At 67.3% G+C, this 13,618-nt stretch carries 14 protein-coding genes; 8 read left to right on the forward strand and 6 right to left on the reverse strand.

What is annotated here, in order from left to right; genetic code table 11:
* Positions 1–9: 9 nt before the first annotated feature.
* Positions 10–396, forward strand: a complete 387-nt coding sequence (locus AMB_RS06520) for an RrF2 family transcriptional regulator (RefSeq protein WP_011383694.1) — start codon at positions 10–12, stop codon at positions 394–396.
* Between the two features lie 134 nt (positions 397–530).
* On the opposite strand, the gene epmA is transcribed toward AMB_RS06520, so the two are convergent.
* Complete coding sequence (gene epmA / locus AMB_RS06525; RefSeq protein WP_011383695.1) at positions 531–1,577, reverse strand: EF-P lysine aminoacylase EpmA; 1,047 nt, start codon at positions 1,575–1,577, stop codon at positions 531–533.
* Positions 1,578–1,603: 26 nt separating this feature from the next.
* Here epmA and AMB_RS06530 point away from each other — a divergent pair, with 26 nt between their 5' ends.
* A complete protein-coding gene (locus AMB_RS06530) occupies positions 1,604–2,638 on the forward strand; it encodes a lysine-2,3-aminomutase-like protein (RefSeq protein ID WP_011383696.1) in 1,035 nt (344 codons plus the stop codon).
* Here AMB_RS06530 and AMB_RS06535 read toward each other — a convergent pair.
* Complete coding sequence (locus tag AMB_RS06535) at positions 2,635–3,816, reverse strand: class I SAM-dependent DNA methyltransferase (protein WP_158303941.1); 1,182 nt, start codon at positions 3,814–3,816, stop codon at positions 2,635–2,637. The two genes, AMB_RS06530 and AMB_RS06535, sit on opposite strands and share 4 nt — an antisense overlap.
* Positions 3,817–4,035: 219 nt before the next feature.
* On the opposite strand from AMB_RS06535, the gene efp reads away from it, so the two are divergent.
* From efp to AMB_RS06565, 6 genes are all read left to right on the forward strand, one after another.
* The gene (efp, locus tag AMB_RS06540) at positions 4,036–4,602 is read left to right on the forward strand and encodes an elongation factor P (protein WP_009868540.1); all 567 of its coding nucleotides are present in this window, start codon (positions 4,036–4,038) and stop codon (positions 4,600–4,602) included.
* A 3-nt stretch (positions 4,603–4,605) separates the two neighbouring features.
* The gene (locus AMB_RS06545) at positions 4,606–5,403 is read left to right on the forward strand and encodes an inositol monophosphatase family protein (protein ID WP_011383697.1); all 798 of its coding nucleotides are present in this window, start codon (positions 4,606–4,608) and stop codon (positions 5,401–5,403) included.
* A gap of 77 nt (positions 5,404–5,480) precedes the next feature.
* On the forward strand, positions 5,481–6,740 hold the full coding sequence (locus AMB_RS26740; protein WP_269446061.1) for an OmpA family protein: 1,260 nt from the start codon (positions 5,481–5,483) through the stop codon (positions 6,738–6,740).
* 93 nt (positions 6,741–6,833) lie between these two features.
* Positions 6,834–7,982: a hypothetical protein gene (locus AMB_RS06555; RefSeq protein ID WP_043743626.1), complete on the forward strand. Its 1,149-nt coding sequence runs from the start codon at positions 6,834–6,836 to the stop codon at positions 7,980–7,982.
* Positions 7,983–7,985: 3 nt separating this feature from the next.
* Positions 7,986–8,987: a peptidoglycan -binding protein gene (locus AMB_RS06560; protein ID WP_011383700.1), complete on the forward strand. Its 1,002-nt coding sequence runs from the start codon at positions 7,986–7,988 to the stop codon at positions 8,985–8,987.
* Between the two features lie 67 nt (positions 8,988–9,054).
* Positions 9,055–9,366: a DMT family transporter gene (locus AMB_RS06565; protein WP_043743629.1), complete on the forward strand. Its 312-nt coding sequence runs from the start codon at positions 9,055–9,057 to the stop codon at positions 9,364–9,366.
* Between the two features lie 146 nt (positions 9,367–9,512).
* On the opposite strand, the gene AMB_RS06570 is transcribed toward AMB_RS06565, so the two are convergent.
* From AMB_RS06570 to metC, 4 genes are all read right to left on the reverse strand, one after another.
* Positions 9,513–10,226, reverse strand: a complete 714-nt coding sequence (locus AMB_RS06570; protein ID WP_231849005.1) for a DUF6901 family protein — start codon at positions 10,224–10,226, stop codon at positions 9,513–9,515.
* A gap of 281 nt (positions 10,227–10,507) precedes the next feature.
* A complete protein-coding gene (locus AMB_RS06575; protein ID WP_011383703.1) occupies positions 10,508–11,452 on the reverse strand; it encodes a nickel/cobalt transporter in 945 nt (314 codons plus the stop codon).
* Between the two features lie 5 nt (positions 11,453–11,457).
* Entirely contained in the window at positions 11,458–12,183 is a 726-nt protein-coding gene (locus AMB_RS06580; protein WP_011383704.1) for a DUF1007 family protein, read from the reverse strand.
* A complete protein-coding gene (metC, locus tag AMB_RS06585) occupies positions 12,168–13,340 on the reverse strand; it encodes a cystathionine beta-lyase (protein WP_011383705.1) in 1,173 nt (390 codons plus the stop codon). Before metC ends, AMB_RS06580 begins: the two co-directional genes overlap by 16 nt.
* Positions 13,341–13,618 lie beyond the last annotated feature (278 nt).

Consider the following 13,618-nt stretch of genomic DNA (forward strand, 5'->3'; position numbering starts at 1 on the left):
CGGGGCACAATGAAGATCACTCAGTTCACCGACTTCTCCATCCGTTTGTTGATTTATCTGTCGCGGCATCCCGACCGGGTGGTGACGGTGCGCGAAGTGGCCGAGTATTACGATATCTCGGCCGAGCACCTGAAAAAGATCGTCCGCTCCCTGGCCGAGCTGGGGCACATCCAGACCGTGCGGGGCAAGCATGGCGGCCTGCGCCTGGGCCGCGAGCCCCAGGCCATCGATCTCGGCCATCTGTTCCGCCAGCAGGAGAATCTGGCCCTGCTGCCCTGTCACGAGCCCTGCGATTCCTGTCCCATCGCCGATTGCCGCCTGCGCGGCCTGGTCGACAGCGCCCTGGCGGCGTTTCTGGCCGTGTTCGACGGCAAGACCCTGGCGGATGTGATCTAGCGGGGGCATTTGCCTGTCATCCCGACGACCTGGGGGAGGAGGGATCTCGTCCTGGTCCGGCGTCTCGGAATAGGCACCGCCATGCCAAGCGGAGATCCCTCGCTCTCGCTCGGGATGACGACGGAAAATGTGATCTAGCCGGCCACCGGCGCCCACAGCACGTCGTCGATGGTCTCCGTCCCCGCCAGCAGCATCACCAGCCGGTCGAAGCCTAGGGCGATGCCGGCGGAGTCCGGCATGCCCGCGTCCAGGGCCGTCAGGAAATCCTCGTCCAGGGGATAGCGCTCGCCGTACAGGGCCTGCTTCAGGTCCATGTCGGCGGTGAAGCGGCGGCGCTGTTCGGCGGGGTCGGTCAGCTCACCGAAGGCGTTGCACAGCTCCACGCCCAGGGCATAGGCCTCGAAGCGCTCGGCCACCCGGGGGTCGGCGGGCGAGGGGCGCGACAGCGCCGCCATGGAGACCGGGTAGGAATGGAGGATGACCGGTCGGTCGAAGCCGAGATGGGGCTCGACCCGGTCCAGCATCACCTTGAAGAAGATATCCTCCCAACTGTCCGACGGGCTGACCGAGAGGCCGATGCGCGCCGCCTCGGTGGCCAGGACCGACCGGTCGGGCGACCAAGGGTCGGGGGCACTGGCCAGCACGTCGATGCCGGCGTATTCGGCAAAGGCCTCGGCCACCGACAGCCGCCGCCAGGGGGCGAAGGGGTCGCAGGTGGTCCCCCGGCGCCGCAACAGGCCGACGCCGGCGGCCTTGGCGCAATCTCGGACCAGGGCCTCGGTGTCGGCCATCAGATCCTCGATGGAGGCTCCGGCCCGGTACCATTCCAGCATGGTGAATTCCGGGTGATGGGTGGCCGAGCGCTCGGCATTGCGGAAAACCTTGGCCAGCTGGTACAGGCGCGGCACGCCCGCCACCAGCAGCTTCTTCATGGCGAATTCGGGGCTGGTGTGAAGGTAAAGCGGCCGGTCCGGCCCGCCGAAGGGATCGGCAAAGGCGGTGGCGAAGGCCTTGAGATGGGGCTCCAGGCCCGGCGAGACCTGCAGACAGGGAGTCTCGACCTCGGCGAAGTCGCGGGCGGCGAAGAAGGCGCGGGTGGCGTTGACCACGCGGCCGCGCAGGTCCAGGGCCGCCTTGCGCCGGGCGAACACCTCGGGTCGCCACCATTCTTTACCTGCCATGGCCTTTTCCTCTATCTAGGGACCCCATGTCGAGCCGCCGAACCCTACGCACCGCCCAAGACCTGCATGACGCCGGGCTGATCCCGTCCGTCGAGGCGGTGGCCGGCGTCGCCGAGGCCTACGCGGTGGCGCTGACGCCGGCGGTGGTGGATCTGATCGATCCCGCCGACCCGGCCGACCCCATCGCCCGGCAATACGTGCCCTCGGCCGAGGAACTGGTGACCACGCCGGAAGAGCTGGCCGACCCCATCGGCGACGCAGCCTACAGCCCGGTGAAGGGGCTCGTCCACCGCTACCCCGACCGGGTGCTGCTGACGCCGCTGCTGGTCTGCCCGGTCTATTGCCGCTTCTGCTTCCGCCGTGCCCGGGTGGGCGATGGCGACGCCACCATGACCGAGGCGGAGATCGATACCGCCCTGGCGTATGTGGCCGGGCGCCCGGAGATCCGCGAAGTGATTCTGACCGGCGGCGATCCCCTGATGCTGCCGCCCCCGCGGCTGGCGGCCCTGCTGGGCCGCATCGGAGCCATTGCCCATGTGGAGCTGATCCGCATCCATTCCCGCGTGCCGGTCAGCGACCCGGAGCGGGTCACGCCCGATCTGGCGCGTGTCTTGGGCGGAGGCGACAAGCCGGTGTGGCTGGCGGTGCACGTCAACCATCCGCACGAGTTGTCGCCCCTGGCGCGCGGCGGTCTGGAGCGTCTGGCCCGCACCGGGGTGCCGCTGCTGTCCCAGACCGTGCTGCTGAAAGGCGTCAACGACAGCGTTTCCGTGCTGGACGAGCTGTTCCGCGCCCTGGTGCGGAACCGGGTGCGGCCCTATTATCTGCACCATCCCGACCTGGCGCCCGGCACCAGCCACTTCCGCCCGACCATCGAGGAGGGGCAGGCCCTGATGCGCAGCCTTCGCGGCCGACTGTCGGGCATCGCCCAGCCCACCTATGTGCTCGACATCCCCGGCGGCGCGGGCAAGGTGCCGGTGGGGCCGCAATACTGGGATGGGGAGGCTGGGACGGTGGCCGATCCCGGTGGGCGTCTCCATGATTACGCGGAGCGCGCTTAGGGTCTGCGGAAGACGGCGTAGAATCCGGGATAGCGGCGGTGCAAGCGCAGGGAGATCGAGATCGTCTCGAGGCCGGCCGCCTCGGCCGCCGCCAAAAGGTATGCCCGGCTGTGTGCAAATCCGCCGACCCCGGAAACTCCACGATGGCTCCGGTCGGTGGTGGCCTCCGTAGAGAATATGAGATATCCGCCAGAGCGCAGCCGCCGTGCGGCGTTGCTGATGAACGGCCTCAGATCCTCGATGTGATGGAGGGCCGCGCTGCTGACCACGGCATCGAACGGCCCGGCCGGTACGGCGGTGTCCGAACTGGCGTCGGCGACCGTCAGGCTGTCATAGACGGACCTTGCCCGCGCCAGGTCCAGCATCTCCGCCGACAGGTCGAAACCGCTCAGATACTTGGTCCGGGGGCGCAGGAATGTGCCCAGCAGTCCGGTGCCGCAGCATGCGTCGAGGATGCTGGCGACGTGTGCGGGCAGATGGGCCTCGATGACCGACATCATCATATCGTTACAGCCGCGATGCAGGGAATTGTCGTCGTAAGTCGCGGCCAGGTCGGCGTAGTTCGTCTCGGATGGCGGCGGCGGGGACGTGACTTCCAACGCGGAACCGGCCCGTCCGAGCATCTCGACGGCATCATCGTCGGCGCCGCCGCAATGTAGAATGTAGGCCAGCCCAAGGTAGACGGCCGGCATCTGCTCGGGCGGAATCGAGCGCTGTCCGGCCGCCAGCATGTCCATCAGGCGATCGCCGGGCTTTGTACCGATTCCCGCGACGAGGGTTCGACAGGCGGCGAACGGAGGGGCGGAGATGGCCGTCCGTTCGGTGGCGGCGATCATCAGGTAAAGGGCCTCGGGAAGCGATTTGCCCTCTGCCGTCACGATGGCATCGGCGGCCAGGAGAAAGAGTCCGGGAATGTCTCCGGCCGTGAACAGCGCCCCGCAAAGAGCCGATTTCAAATCGGACCGGTGCGGCGCCGTCCCGACGGCCCTGCGCATACGCTCGATGCCGGGACCAATTTCCCCGGTGCGAAGATGCACATGGCCCCTCAGGAACAGGGCGTCGGGATGGTTGGGCGAAATGCCGAGAAGTTTGGTCAAGAGATCGGCGGCCTGATTGAACACGCCCTGCTCGCACAGCCGCGCCGCCAGGTGAAGCCCCTGGTCGAACGTCATTTCCATTCCGAAGCGCCCCAAAACTGGAATTTGAAATGAAGAATATCCGGCGGCAATCTTTGAGGGTATGCGTAATCTTACGGTTACGCTGAAAACACTCATTGATCTGCGGCGCATCAATCGGTCCGGTTTCCCAGTTTCGCCGGAATGACGGGTATTCTTGCCTTCCCGCAGTCGACCTGATAGGGTCCGCGCCAAATTTCCGTCAGCCCTGTTGGAACTCCCATGAAGATCAATGCCAACCTGATTCGTCCCGGCAACATCCTGGAACACAATGGCCGCCAGTACGCGGTGCTGAAGACTCAGATCGTCCAGCCCGGCAAGGGCGGCGCCTTCATCACCGTCGAGATGCGTGATATCCGCACCGGCAACAAGACCAACGAGCGCTGGCGCACCGCCGACACCATCGAGAAGTGCAACGTCGAGGCCAAGGAGTGCACGTTCCTGTTCAAGGACGACTCCAACATGACCTTCATGGATTCCGAGAGCTTCGAGCAGTTCACCATGCCCAACGACACCCTGGGCGACACCATCGGCTTCCTGCAGGACGGCATGGTGGTCGAGGTGGACTTCGTCGAGGGCTCGCCGGTCTCCATCACCCTGCCGGAAAAGGTGGTGATGAAGGTGGTCGAGGCCGATCCGGTGGTGAAGGGCCAGACGGCGTCGTCGTCCTACAAGCCCGCCAAGCTGGAAAACGGCATGAAGATCCTGGTCCCCCCCTTCCTGGAAGAGGGCGAGGTGATCATCGTCAACACCACCGACTGTTCCTATGTCGAGCGGTTCAAGGGCTAGCCGGTGATCATTCGCTCCGCACTGCTGAACGTCATGATGGGGGCGGCCCGCAAGGCCGCCCGCAACCTTGTGCGCGATTACGGCGAGGTCGAGCACCTCCAGGTGTCCAAGAAGGGCCCCGCCGACTTCGTGTCCTCGGCCGACATCAAGACCGAAAAGACCCTGCGGGCCGAGCTGAAGAAGGCCCGTCCCGGCTTCGGCTTCCTGATGGAGGAAGGCGGCGAGATCGCTGGTGACGACACCAGCCATCGCTGGATCATCGATCCCATCGACGGCACCACCAACTTCCTGCACGGCATTCCCAATTTCTGCATCTCCATCGCGCTGGAGCGGGACGGCGAGCTGTTCGCCGGCGTGGTCTACCAGCCGCTGGGCGACGAGATGTTCCATGCGGAAAAGGGCGCCGGCGCCTTCCTGAACGAGCGGCGCCTGCGCGTGTCGGCCCGGCGCAAGCTGGAAGACACCCTGATCGCCACCGGCATTCCCTTCATCGGCCGTCCCGGCCACGAGACCTTCCTCAAGGAACTGGGCGCCGTGATGCCCCAGGTGGCGGGCATCCGCCGCTTTGGTTCGGCGGCTCTCGACCTCGCCTATGTGGCGGCCGGGCGCTGCGACGGCTATTGGGAAACCGGAATCAAGCCGTGGGACATCGCGGCGGGCATCGTGCTGGTCAAGGAAGCGGGCGGCTACGTCACCGACTTCCAGGGCGGCTCGAAGATGCTGGACAACGGCGAGGTCCTGGCGGCCAATGACCATCTTCACCAGCCGCTGATGAAACTGCTGAAGACGGCGCGGGGATAGGGTTGTGGCCGGACTCCGGTTCGGCTAGATTCCTGACCATAAGAATACCGAGGGAATTCAGCCGGGAGAGTGGCGTGATGAGCAGGGGGAGAAAGGTCGCGTTGCTGGCGCTGGGAGCGCTTGTTTCCGTCGCGTCCATGCCCGCATCCGCCCAGGTGGTGGTCGGCGAGTACCGACCCAGCGTCGACGTCAACTGGGACGTTCTGGACCGGCTGGGGCCGGAGCCCACCCTGCCCGGGCTGATCACCCGCCCGCCGGCGGCGGCGACACCGGCTGTTCCGCGCCCGGCGGCGCGGCCTGCCGCCGCCCCCAAGGCGACCGCGTTCAAGCCCTATGCCGAGTCCCAGGCCGCTCCCAAGGTGGCGGCGCCCAAGCCTGCCGCGCCCAAGGTCGAACGGGTGGTCGAGGCCCCCAAGGTGACCATTCCCGCCGCCGAGGCGCCCAAGGCTCCTGAACCCGCCAAGATCGTCGCGGCCCCCAAGGCCGTCGAGACACCCAAGGTCGTCGAGGCTCCCAAGGCGACCGGGCCGGCGCCCAAGCCCGCCAAGCCGGAGATCGCCGCCGACGTGCCGCCTCCGGCCAAGGTCGAAGCCCCCAAGGCTCCCGCCAAGGCCATCGAGACTCCCAAGGTTCCCGAACCTCCCAAGGTGGTCGAGGTGCCCAAGGCCCCCGAGCCCGTGAAGGTCGAGGCGCCCAAGGCCCCCGAGCCCGTCAAGGTGGTCGAGGCCCCCAAGGCTCCCGAGCCCGTCAAGATCCCCGAACCGGTCAAGGTCGTCGAGGCGCCCAAGGCCCCCGAGCCGCCCGCCGCGGTTCAGTTCGCCAAGGCCCCGCCGCCGGTGGCCCCGGTGGCTCCCACTCCGGTGGTCCCCGTCCCGGTGGTGCAGGCTCCCGTGGCGCCGCCCCTGCCGGTGGCTCCGCCGCCCGTGGTCGTGGCGCCGCCGCCGGTCGTCGCTCCCGCGCCGTTGCCCCAGATCGCCGCCTTGCCGCCCGCCGCGCCGGCTCCGGTGGCCGCTCCCGTCCGCAAGGGCGACAATCTGACGGTGCCGTTCGCCACCGACAGCTCCCATCTGCCCGAGACGGTGCGGATCGAGCTGGATCGCCTAGCCCAGCGCATGGACAAGGACGAGAACCTGAATCTCCAGTTGCTGGCCTATGCCGCCGGTGACGAGGCCAATGCCAGCAAGGCGCGCCGCCTGTCGCTGTCGCGGGCGCTGGAAGTGCGCAAATACCTGATGGAGATGGGCGTCCGCTCCACCCGCATCGAGGTGCGTGCCCTGGGCAACAAGGTGGAGAGCGGCTCGCCCGATCGCGTCGACGCCATGCTGGTGGCGCGCTGAGGCGGCGGCCGCCCGCCCTAATTCGGACATGATCGCGCGCCAGGATGCATGGTGCGCGCGCCCCGCCGCCCGCAGCCAGATCGAGTGCCGTCCATGATCCGTCCCACCCGCTATCTGTTGCGCATGGCCGCCTTCCTGCTGCTGGTCGCCGCCCTGGCGGCGATGCTGCACGATGGGTTGGTGGCGGCCTTCTCCCACAATCCGGCGCTGAACGGCCTGTTGCTGGGGGTGTTCCTGGCCGGCATCGTGCTCAACTTCCGCCAGGTGATGCTGCTGACCCCCGAGGTGGAGTGGCTGGACAACTGGCGCAAGGGCCAGCCGACCCTGTCCGGGCGCCTGCGCCTGCTGGCCCCCATGGCGGGCATGCTGGGCGAGCGGCAGGGGCGGGTCAGCCTGTCGGCCATGGCGCTGCGCTCGGTACTGGATTCCATCGCCGCCCGTCTGGAGGAACAGCGCGACCTGTCGCGCTATGTGGTCGGGCTGATGATCTTCCTCGGCCTGCTCGGCACCTTCTGGGGCCTGTCCCAGACGGTGGGCTCGGTGGGCGAGATCATCGCCTCGCTGGCCCTGGGCGGGGCCGACCCGGCGGTGGCGTTCGAGGCCCTCAAGGCCGGCATGGCCAAGCCGCTGGCCGGCATGGGCACCGCCTTTTCCACCTCGCTGTTCGGACTGGCCGGGTCGCTGGCCCTGGGCTTTCTCGACCTCAATGCCGGGCAGGCGCAGAACGCCTTCTACAACGAGCTGGAGGAATGGCTGGCCGGTCAGACCCGGCTGGGCACCGGCGGGCCGCTGGGCTCGGCCGAGGAGGGCGGCGCCGGGCAATCGGTGCCGGCCTATATCCAGGCCCTGCTGGAGCAGACCGCCGACAGCCTGGACAATCTCCAGCGGGTGATCGCCCGCGGCGAGGACAACCGCGGCAGCGTCAACGCCTCGCTGACCCAGCTGACCGAAAAGCTGTCGACGCTGACCGATCACATGAAGGTCGAGCAATCGCTGCTGCTGAAGCTGGGCGAGGGCCAGTTGGAGACCCGCGCCCTGATGGCCCGCATGGTCGAGGGCGGCACCGGCGGCGGCATGGATGACGCCAGCCGCAATCACCTGCGCAGCCTGGACGGCAGCATGAAGCGTCTGGTGGACGAAACCGTGGCCAGCCGGGACCAGCTGACGGCAGAACTGCGCTCGGAAATCCGGCTGCTGGCGCGCACCATCGCCGCCATCGCCGAGGAACCGCTGGAGCGCTGATCCATGCCGCTCGGCCGCCGCGCCCGCCGTTCCGTCGATATCTGGCCCGGCTTCGTCGACGCCCTGGCGACGCTGATCATGGTCGTGGTCTTCCTGCTGATGATCTTCGTGCTGGCCCAGTTCTTTCTGGGCCAGGCGCTGTCGGGCCGCCAGAAGGCGCTGGACGATCTGGGCCGCGAGATGGCCGCCCTGGCCGAGAAGCTCAACCTGCAGACCAAGGCCAACGCCGCCTTGCAGGCCGAACTGGTCAGCAGCCGCGCCGAGAAGGAAAAGCTGGAGCACTGGGCGGCGGGCGTGCAGCAGGACATGGCGGCGCTGCTGACCCTCAAGGACGAGAAAGAGGCGGAGCTGGCCGCCGAGAAGAAGATTTCCGACGAGGGCCGCGCCCAACTGGCCCTGCTGAGCCGCCAGATCGAGGCGCTGAAGGAGGAACTGGCCCGCGTGGCTGCGGCGCTCGACGCCTCGGAGACCCGCGACAAGGAACAGAAGGCCCAGATCTCCGATCTCGGCAAGCGTCTCAACGTGGCGCTGGCCGGCAAGGTCGAGGAATTGCAGAAGTACCGTTCGGAATTCTTTGGGCGGCTGCGCAAGGTCCTGGGCGATCGTCCCGGCATCCGCATCGAGGGTGACCGCTTCGTCTTCCAGTCGGAATTGCTGTTCGCCACCGGCTCGGCCGAGCTGGGGACCGAGGGCGCCGAGCAGGTGCGCAAGCTGGCCGCCACAATCCGCGAGATCAACGCGGGCATGCCCAAGGGCCTGAATTGGGTGCTGCGGGTGGATGGCCATACCGACAAGCGGCCCATCACCTCGGGCAAGTTTCCCTCCAACTGGGAATTGTCCACCGCCCGGGCCATCACCGTGCTGCGGGCGCTGGCCGCCGACGGCGTGCCCAGGGACCGCTTGGCGGCGGCCGGGTTCGGCGAGTTCCAACCGGTGGACAGCGGCAACACCGAGGCCGCCTATGCCAAGAACCGCCGGATCGAGATCCGATTCGATCAGCGGTAGGGCCGGGACGACCCGCCCCTTTTCCCCTCACCTCCGGGACGGCCCGGCCTTGACGGAGCATGGTCACATGCCGTGGATCTATCTGTTGTCGGCCGGCTTGCTGGAAATCGGCTGGGCCGTGGGGCTGAAATACGTGGACGGCCTGTCGCGGCCGCTTCCCCTGGTGCTGACCGGGGCCGCCATGGTGGGCAGCGTGGTGCTGCTGGGCATGGCGGTGCGGACCCTGCCGCTGGGCACCGCCTATGCGGTGTGGACCGGCATCGGGACGGTGGGCACGGTGATCGCCGGGATGATCCTGTTCGCCGAGCCCGCCGACGCCCTGCGCCTGTTCTGCATGGCCATGATCGTGGCCGGCATTCTCGGCCTCAAGCTGGCGTGATTATACCGCCGGCCTCTTTGCTCCCACGTCTCATGTCATCCCGAGCGAAGCCGAGGGATCTCCGCCTGGACCGGCGGCGCCCGTTCTGAAAAGCCGTGCCAGGACGAGATCCCTCCGCCCAGGGGCGTCGGGATGACAGGTCGGTATCAGTCCTCCTCCACCGTGAAGGCGTCCAGGATGTCCTCGAAGCCGCCGTCGATGTTGTCGGGCGCGATCTGGGCGAACAGGTCGAGGATGATCACCGCGTTGAGCAGCGCATCGCGGCTGACCGAGTTGCGCATGCGCTCGGCCAGGTGCGAGTTCATCACCGACAGGTCCTGATAGTGCTGCTTCAGCCCATCCAGGGTCACCGGACCTTCGGTGCCGGCCATGCGCTGCTGCACGATGGACGACAGCAGCCAGGACGAGAACGAGCGGAACAGGGTCTCCTGCTCGTCGGCGAAGGGCAGGTGGAAGCGGGCCATGGGCCTTAAGAAACGGGTCAGCGGGCAGCCCGAGGTGGCGCAGACCAGGCCGATCAGCGAGCCCAGCCCCGCTTGCAGGGTGGTCTTGGCCACGATGGTGCGGTTGTCGGTGTCGACCTCGACCACGGCCTTGTCGTGGGAGACGCAATCCTTGAAGCTGGGCAGGAACATGGCGATGCCCAGGGCCGCCGGGCAATAGGCGCAATCGTCGGACAAGGTGCAGTTGGGGCAACGCTTGTGGCTCAGCTTCGTCCAGTCCGGCTTGGGCGCCGTGGAGGGGATGTTGAGGCGGAAGGTCTTGCGGTCGAAATGGAGATCGACCTCCAAGGGCGCCTGCGCCCCGGTGAAGAAGCGGTAGGTGATCTTCTTCAGGTCGACTTTCGATGTCTGATCCATCGTGCAATCCAAGGGGGCCATGGTGGTCTCCAGTCGCATATGAATCCGTGGTGCGATGCTTGGATTCTAAGATGGATATCGCCCGCTCAACAATCAGGCGGCCCCCTTAATCCCTTCGGCGCAGGCTTGGTGCGAAGGTATCTTTTTGGTCTCCGTCAAAAGGCGTAGTGGCGGGAAAGTACCTAGGCCAATGCCTTGGAATACAAGACACATCTCCGCGCCCTAATTTAATGGGGTGCAATGTGAATGACTTGTAACTGCTTTGATTAAATTAGAAAATTCTAGCCGATTGATGTTGGCCCATTGAAAATGGTGCCGATCAGCAGCACCACACCCAGCACGGTGATGGACAGCGAGCCGGCCAGGGCGAGGCCAAGACGCATGCGCCCTCCCAGGCTCGACCCGCCCAATCCCCGCTCGACCAGCCGGTTGAGACCCAGCGCCCCCAGGCCGATGGCTGCCACCGTCGCCGCCACGCCCAGGCCCATGGCCAGGGTGGCAAGCACGCCGATCAGGATCATGCCGTTGGCGAAGCAGAACAGCAGGACCAGGATGGCGCCGGAACAGGGGCGAAATCCCACCGCCGCCGCCATGGTGAACAGGGCATTGCGTTCGGCCGTCTCGTCGGGGTGATGAGGATGGTGGCCGCCGCAGCAGGCCCCGTGATGGTGGTGATGTTCGTGCGGGCCGTGATCATGGCCGCAGCCTCTGCCGGTCAGGGTCCGCCAGGTCATCAGCCCGCCGATGACGGCGATCATGGCGAAGGAGCCCAGCTCCAGCCAGGCGGTGCCGGCGGTGATGGCGCGGGGCGCCAGGCTGAGCAATCCGGCCAGCACGCCCACGGCGATGATGGCCGAACCGGCCTGGACCATGGCGGCGATCAGGCTGGCGGTCAGGCCGTGGACGATGCGGGCGCGGCGGGTGGCGAACCAGCCGCCGATCACCACCTTGCCGTGGCCGGGGCCGACCGCGTGGAACACGCCGTAAAGGAAGGCGGCGAGGATGATGGCGGCGGCGGGCTCCCACGAGCCGGTGTTCTTCATCACCGCCAGTTGCTCGCGCAGCTCGCCGGTGAGCTGGCGCTGCAGGGCGAAGCCCCAGCTGGCGATACTGCGCAGGGGTTCCGGCAGGTCGCCACCCGGCGCGGGCGTGCCGCCGCCCCCCGGAACCAGGGCGGCCCAGGCCGACGCGGGCAGCAGGCCCAGCAGGGCGATGCTCAGCCACATGGGTCCTACTCGCATGAAATCGTCGCCCGCTTGGGCGTCACCGCTCCGCCGAAGATGGTATTGCCGAGATCCGGGGCGATGGTCGCCTTGCAGCCGGCCGAGCCTTCGCCAGTAAGGGTAACGGCGTTGTCGCTGGGGAAGTCCATGTCGATGTAGAAGGTCTCTTCATAGGTGGTGAAGCTGAACGCCTCCCGGCGCGGGTCCACCGGCCGGGGCAGGGGCAGGCGGAAAGCGTACATCAGCGAGTCCTTGACGGCGACCACCTTGAAGTCGGTGGCGTCCTTCCAAACGACCGGGTCCGCCCCTAGGCGGGCGTAGGTGAAATGAGCCTGGGGCTTGGTGTCGCGAAAGGCTTCGCGCTCCAGGTCCTTCATTTCGTCGGGATCGAGGCGGTTGTTTTTGTTCTTGTCGAAATCCTTGAGCAGCGAGGCGCTGAACACCGGGTCGAACTTCCAGCCCATGAACAGGCTGACGATCTTGCCGTCCTTGAACTCCGCCAGGGCGTGGACATCCACCAGGACGTGGGGATGAGCCAGGGCCGGGAGCGGAATTGTGAGCGTCGTCGCCAATATCGCGGCGGCGAACCGTCCGCGCCACCTGTCATCCCGACGACCAGCGGGAGGAGGGATCTCGTTCCGCCCGGGCATTTCCGCCCTGGCACCGCCGTGCCGGGCGGAGATCCCTCGCAGGCGCTCGGGATGACACGCCGTTCGGGTCAGGAAACGGCGCATGCCAGCCGCTCGAAGCCGCGTTCCAGGTCTTCCTCCAGGTCGTCGGCGTCTTCCAGTCCGGCGTGGAAGCGCAAGCTTGGCCCGACGGGCGTCCAGGGCGTGGCGGTGCGGATGATGGAATGGCCCGAGGTGGGAATCACCAGGCTTTCGAAGCCGCCCCACGAGAAGCCCAGCTTGAAATGGGAATAGCCGTCCAGCATGGCATCCACCGCCGCCTTGGAGGCGGGCTTGAGGATCACGCCGAACAGGCCGCAGCCGCCGGTGAAGTCCCGCTTCCACAGCTCATGCCCCGGATCCGAGGCCAGGGGCGGATACAGCACGCGGTCCACCTCGGGCCGGGCCTCCAGCCATCGGGTCAGGCGCAGGGCGCTCTCGGCGTGCTGGCGCAGCCGCACGGGTAGGGTGCGCAGGCCCCGCAGGCCGAGATACATCTCCTCGGTCCCCGGCGAGGCGCCGAAGGCCGCCAGCGAGGTCTTGACCTGCAGCCACAGCTCGGGCGTGGCGGCGGTGATGGTGCCCAGCATGGCGTCGGCATGGCCGACGATATACTTGGTCGCCGCCTGGATGGAGATATCGATGCCCTTGGTGAAGGGCTGGAAGTGCAGCACGCCCCAGGTGTTGTCCATCATGACCACGGCCCCGCCGGCATGGGCCGCCTCGGCGATGGCGGGAATGTCCTGCACCTCGAAGGTCAGCGAGCCGGGGCTCTCGGTGAACACCACCCGGGTATTGGGCCGCATCAGGGCCGTGATTCCGGCGCCGACCAGCGGGTCGTAATAGGTGGTCTCGATGCCGAGGCCGCCCAGCACCGAATCGCAGAACTTCCGCGTGGGGAAATAGGTCGTGTCGACCATCAGCAGGTGGTCGCCCGCCTTGAGGAAGGCCAGCAGCGCGCCGGTGATGGCGGCCAGACCCGACGAAGTGGCGACGGTACGGTGCCCGCCTTCCAGCTCGGCCACCGCCTCCTCCAGGGCGAAGGTGGTGGGCGTGCCGAAGCGGCCATAGCGCACGCCTTCGAACGGGGTCTTGCCGCTCTTCTCCATGGCCGCCACCGAGGGGTGGAGGATGGTCGAGGCATGGTAGACCGGCGGATTGACCGCACCGTGGAAGGCCTCCGGCTTGCGGCCGGCGTGGAGGATGCGAGTGGATTTCTTCATGGTGCCCCGGCAATGGCTTTCAGGGCGGGCATGGTGCCCCGCCGAAGCCGTTCAAGCCAAGGACTTTCGCGACTCAGCCTGCCAGGAACGCGGCGATGGCGGCCAGCGCCACAAGGGCGGTCGCGGCGGCGAGGATGAAGCCGGAGTTGTCCCGAGTGGCAACGCGGGCACGGGCCTGACGGTTACGCATGGGGCATCTCCTTTTCCATCCTGACCATAAATATGGACCCGAACCGGCCCCTCTTCAATACGAGATCCGTAGCCAGCGCTCCGCAGGG

This window comes from Paramagnetospirillum magneticum AMB-1, assembly GCF_000009985.1.
In the GTDB taxonomy this organism is placed as follows: domain Bacteria; phylum Pseudomonadota; class Alphaproteobacteria; order Rhodospirillales; family Magnetospirillaceae; genus Phaeospirillum; species Phaeospirillum magneticum.